The 3,913-nt window shown below is 42.0% G+C and carries 4 protein-coding genes; 3 read left to right on the forward strand and 1 reads right to left on the reverse strand.

Annotation, left to right across the window (positions count from 1 at the left end; genetic code table 11):
- Positions 1 to 479: 479 nt before the first annotated feature.
- Positions 480 to 944: a zinc uptake transcriptional repressor Zur gene (zur, locus tag ACP45E_RS17575; protein ID WP_026026690.1), complete on the forward strand. Its 465-nt coding sequence runs from the start codon at positions 480 to 482 to the stop codon at positions 942 to 944.
- 9 nt (positions 945 to 953) lie between these two features.
- On the forward strand, positions 954 to 1,415 hold the full coding sequence (locus ACP45E_RS17580) for a chemotaxis protein CheX (RefSeq protein WP_017035816.1): 462 nt from the start codon (positions 954 to 956) through the stop codon (positions 1,413 to 1,415).
- A 111-nt stretch (positions 1,416 to 1,526) separates the two neighbouring features.
- Here ACP45E_RS17580 and pgi read toward each other — a convergent pair whose 3' ends face one another.
- Positions 1,527 to 3,179, reverse strand: coding sequence for a glucose-6-phosphate isomerase (gene pgi / locus ACP45E_RS17585; RefSeq protein ID WP_017038473.1), 1,653 nt, complete (start codon positions 3,177 to 3,179; stop codon positions 1,527 to 1,529).
- 295 nt (positions 3,180 to 3,474) lie between these two features.
- Between pgi and ACP45E_RS17590 the strand changes: the two genes are divergently transcribed.
- Positions 3,475 to 3,897 (forward strand): secondary thiamine-phosphate synthase enzyme YjbQ, encoded by a 423-nt coding sequence (locus ACP45E_RS17590; protein ID WP_017039740.1) that lies wholly within the window; start codon positions 3,475 to 3,477, stop codon positions 3,895 to 3,897.
- Positions 3,898 to 3,913: the final 16 nt, after the last annotated feature.

Here is a 3,913-nt window from a genome sequence, read left to right on the forward strand (position 1 = left end):
GGCAGCCATTACATTGCTGTCAGTAATGAAGTCAGTGGGACCACTTCTGTTTATTCATTAACGTTCTAGAACTAATTCATATAGTACAAACGCGTATAGAAACGTGGTAACGCTACCATCGCTTTACCACGTTCATACCCTCTCACTTTCTTGCAGCATAACGCTTCTATCATGCATTCCTCAGCTCGTTACCTCATAATCCCCTTCATTTATAACTAATCTGCCGTGTATTTTCACATGCCCCTAATCATTGACGCGGCTCTAGAGCACTGATACATCACCAGGCTACCTGCATCCAACGCAATAGAACTATCGTAAGTCTTTGACCAATGATGTATAAGATTGATTAACATGAGAAGGGAAAACGTATATGCGATACAATAAGTTAATGTATGAAATTTCCCACAAACGACATAAATTATTTTATGTGAAACCATATTCGTCGAAAAATGGTATATTATTAAATTAGTCCAATGGTTATGGTGATGAGTTTGGACCAAAAGTTATTAGAGCAAGTTGAAAGCATTTGTATGGCACGCGGTGTCAGGCTGACTCCTCAAAGGAAAAGCGTTTTTAAGCTCATTTGTTCAAGTAAAAAGGCTTCCAGTGCCTATGAATTACTTGAAGAGTTAAAAAAAACCGAGCCGAGAGCCAAGCCACCAACGGTTTATCGAGCCCTTGATTTCTTAATGGAGCAAGGTTTCATTCACCGAGTGGAATCAACAAATAGTTTTATATCCTGTTGCTCATGTAATGCCAATAAGCATTACTCTCATTTATTGATTTGTGACAGTTGCAATAACGTTATCGAACTACAAGATGATAACCTTATAAGCTTGTTAGCAAAGAACGCAGAGAAGCATAACTTTAAGATTTCTAATCATGTTATTGAATCTCATGGAATTTGCCAAACATGCTCCTCAAATGTAGATATTAAAATATAGAAGAAGGCTATGCGCGCTGAATTTGTAAACCCGTTTTTAGCATCATTAATGAATGTACTAAAAACGATGGCTTCACTAGAGTTGAAACCACAAAAACCTCGAGTTAAGAAAGACGAAATTGCCCGTGGTGATGTGTCTGGTTTAATCGGGATGGTCGGAGATAAAAGCCGAGGCTCTATGTCGATCACTTTTGATGAAGACCTAGCTCTTGAGATCATGCAAAACATGCTAGGTGAGCGACCAAACGGCTTAAATGAAGAAGTCACCGATATGGTGGGTGAAATTACCAATATGGTAACCGGTGGTGCAAAACGAATCCTCGCAGAAAGTGGCTTTGATTTTGACATGGCAACCCCTGTCGTTGTTTCAGGAAAGGGCCATACCATTCGTCATAAGTGTGAAGGCTCTATCATCATTATGCCTTTCACCTCTCAATGGGGTAACGCATTTATTGAGATTTGCTTTGAATAGAAATTCTTATCAAAAAAAGGTTGGCCTTATGCCAACCTTTTTTATTGTGTGTCATAAAGATAAAAACCAAGCCTATGATTAATAGTGCTTGGTTTTTTGTTCTACTCGGCTTTAAGCTTTCAACGCTTTAAATGCGTTGATTAGACCGTTCGTTGAGCTGTCGTGAGAGGTTACTTGAGCATCGTCAGCAAGCTCAGGAAGAATTTGGTTTGCGAGTTGCTTACCAAGCTCTACACCCCATTGGTCGAAGCTGAAGATGTTCCAGATTACGCCTTGAACAAAGATCTTGTGCTCGTACATCGCAATTAGGTTACCTAAAGAGCGAGGCGTGATTTGCTTAACAAGAATAGAGTTCGTTGGACGGTTACCTTCAAATACTTTGAAAGGTACAAGCTCAGCCACTTCTTCAGCTGTTTTGCCCGCCGCTAAGAATTCAGCTTCCACTGTCTCTTTTGTCTTACCGAATGCTAGTGCTTCAGTTTGAGCAAAGAAGTTAGACATTAGCTTCTGGTGGTGATCAGAGGCTGGGTTGTGGCTGATAGCAGGGGCAATAAAGTCTGATGGGATCAGTTTAGTGCCTTGGTGAATCAGTTGGTAGAAAGCGTGTTGGCCGTTAGTACCAGGTTCACCCCAGATGATAGGACCTGTTTGGTATTCTACTGGGTTGCCTTCACGGTCAACAAACTTACCGTTTGATTCCATGTTACCTTGCTGGAAGTAAGCCGCAAAACGGTGCATGTACTGATCGTAAGGTAGAATCGCTTCTGACTCAGCGCCATGGAAGTTGTTGTACCAAACACCAATAAGCGCAAGAATCACTGGAATGTTGCTTTCAAACTCAGTTGAAGCAAAGTGGTTATCCATCTCGTGTGCGCCATCTAGTAGCTCAGCGAAGTTATCGAAGCCGATAGAAAGAGAGATAGAAAGGCCGATTGCAGACCATAGTGAGTAACGACCACCAACCCAGTCCCAGAATTCGAACATGTTGTCAGTATCAATACCAAACTCAGCGACCGCTGTTGCATTAGTTGATAGTGCTGCGAAGTGTTTAGCAACGTGTGCGCTGTCACCCGCTTCAGCCAAGAACCAATCACGTGCAGAGTGTGCGTTCGTCATTGTTTCTTGAGTGGTGAATGTTTTAGAGGCCACTAGGAACAGCGTAGTTTCTGGGTTAAGGGGCTTAAGTGTCTCAATGATGTGAGTGCCATCAACGTTAGAAACGAAGTGCATGTTCAGGCGAGTTTTGTATGGCGTTAGAGCTTCAGTCACCATGTATGGACCAAGGTCCGAACCGCCAATACCGATGTTGACGACATCAGTGATCTCTTTACCTGTGTAACCTTTCCACTCACCAGAAACGATACGGTGGGTGAACAGTTCCATCTTTGCTAGTACTGCATTAACGGCTGGCATAACGTCTTTGCCATCAACCATTACTGGCTTATCGCTACGGTTACGTAGAGCCGTGTGAAGTACTGAACGACCTTCAGTCTTGTTGATTGCATCACCGCTAAACATAGCTTCAATTGCAGACTTAACTTCAGTCTCGTTTGCAAGAGCGAATAGGTGCTGCATAGTCTCAGCGTCGATTAGGTTCTTAGAGTAATCCACTAAGATGTCTGAACCGAAGCGAGTAGAAAAGCTCTCGAAACGCTTTGCATCTTGAGCAAACAGCTCTTTCATATCCATATCTTGTGCGGTTTCAAAATGCTCAGTAAGCGCTTTCCAAGCTTGAGTTTCTATTGGGTTGATATTTTTCAACATGCTGTCAATTCCGATGTTACAGTTGGTTTTATTCTATTCCATCGCGTTGCACCGTTTTCGTCTAGAGCGCAACCAAATGGTAGAATCCCCGATTAAGCAAAAATAATGTGTTATTCAGTCGATAACATTTATCAAGATTGTAATAAATTTTCAGTTTCCGATTATGACTCAGCTTAATGACACCGACATTGAAGTAGGTCACGTAAACAAGGCGTTCTCAAAGAAACCATGTTTACATAAGGCCTCAAGCCGATAACAATCCATAAACGATTCAACTTTTACTATAGGACACCCTATGTGGTTTCAGAAAAACATTCAACTTTCTGCAAAGAAAAAAGGGTTTCATCTTATTACTGATGAAATTGAACAACAAATCCCTGAGTTGAGCGCTTTTTCCGTTGGTTTGATGCATGTGTTTATTCAACATACATCCGCCAGCTTAACCATCAATGAAAACGCAGATCCAACCGTTCGTAGTGACATGGAAGCGCACTTTAATCGCTACGTCCCAGAAAAGGCCCCCTATTACCGACATACCTATGAAGGCGATGATGATATGCCCGCACATATAAAATCATCCATTTTAGGTCAAAGCCTTTCTATCCCGATTCATAATGGGAAACTCGCCATGGGAATGTGGCAAGGTATTTATTTAGGTGAGCATCGTCACTGTGCTGGCAAACGCCAAGTGGTTATTACGATTCAAGGTGAGCAGTAAGCAGTAAGCAGTAAGC

Origin of the sequence: Vibrio genomosp. F10 str. 9ZD137 (assembly GCF_049974785.1) — a bacterium.
Lineage (GTDB): Bacteria > Pseudomonadota > Gammaproteobacteria > Enterobacterales > Vibrionaceae > Vibrio.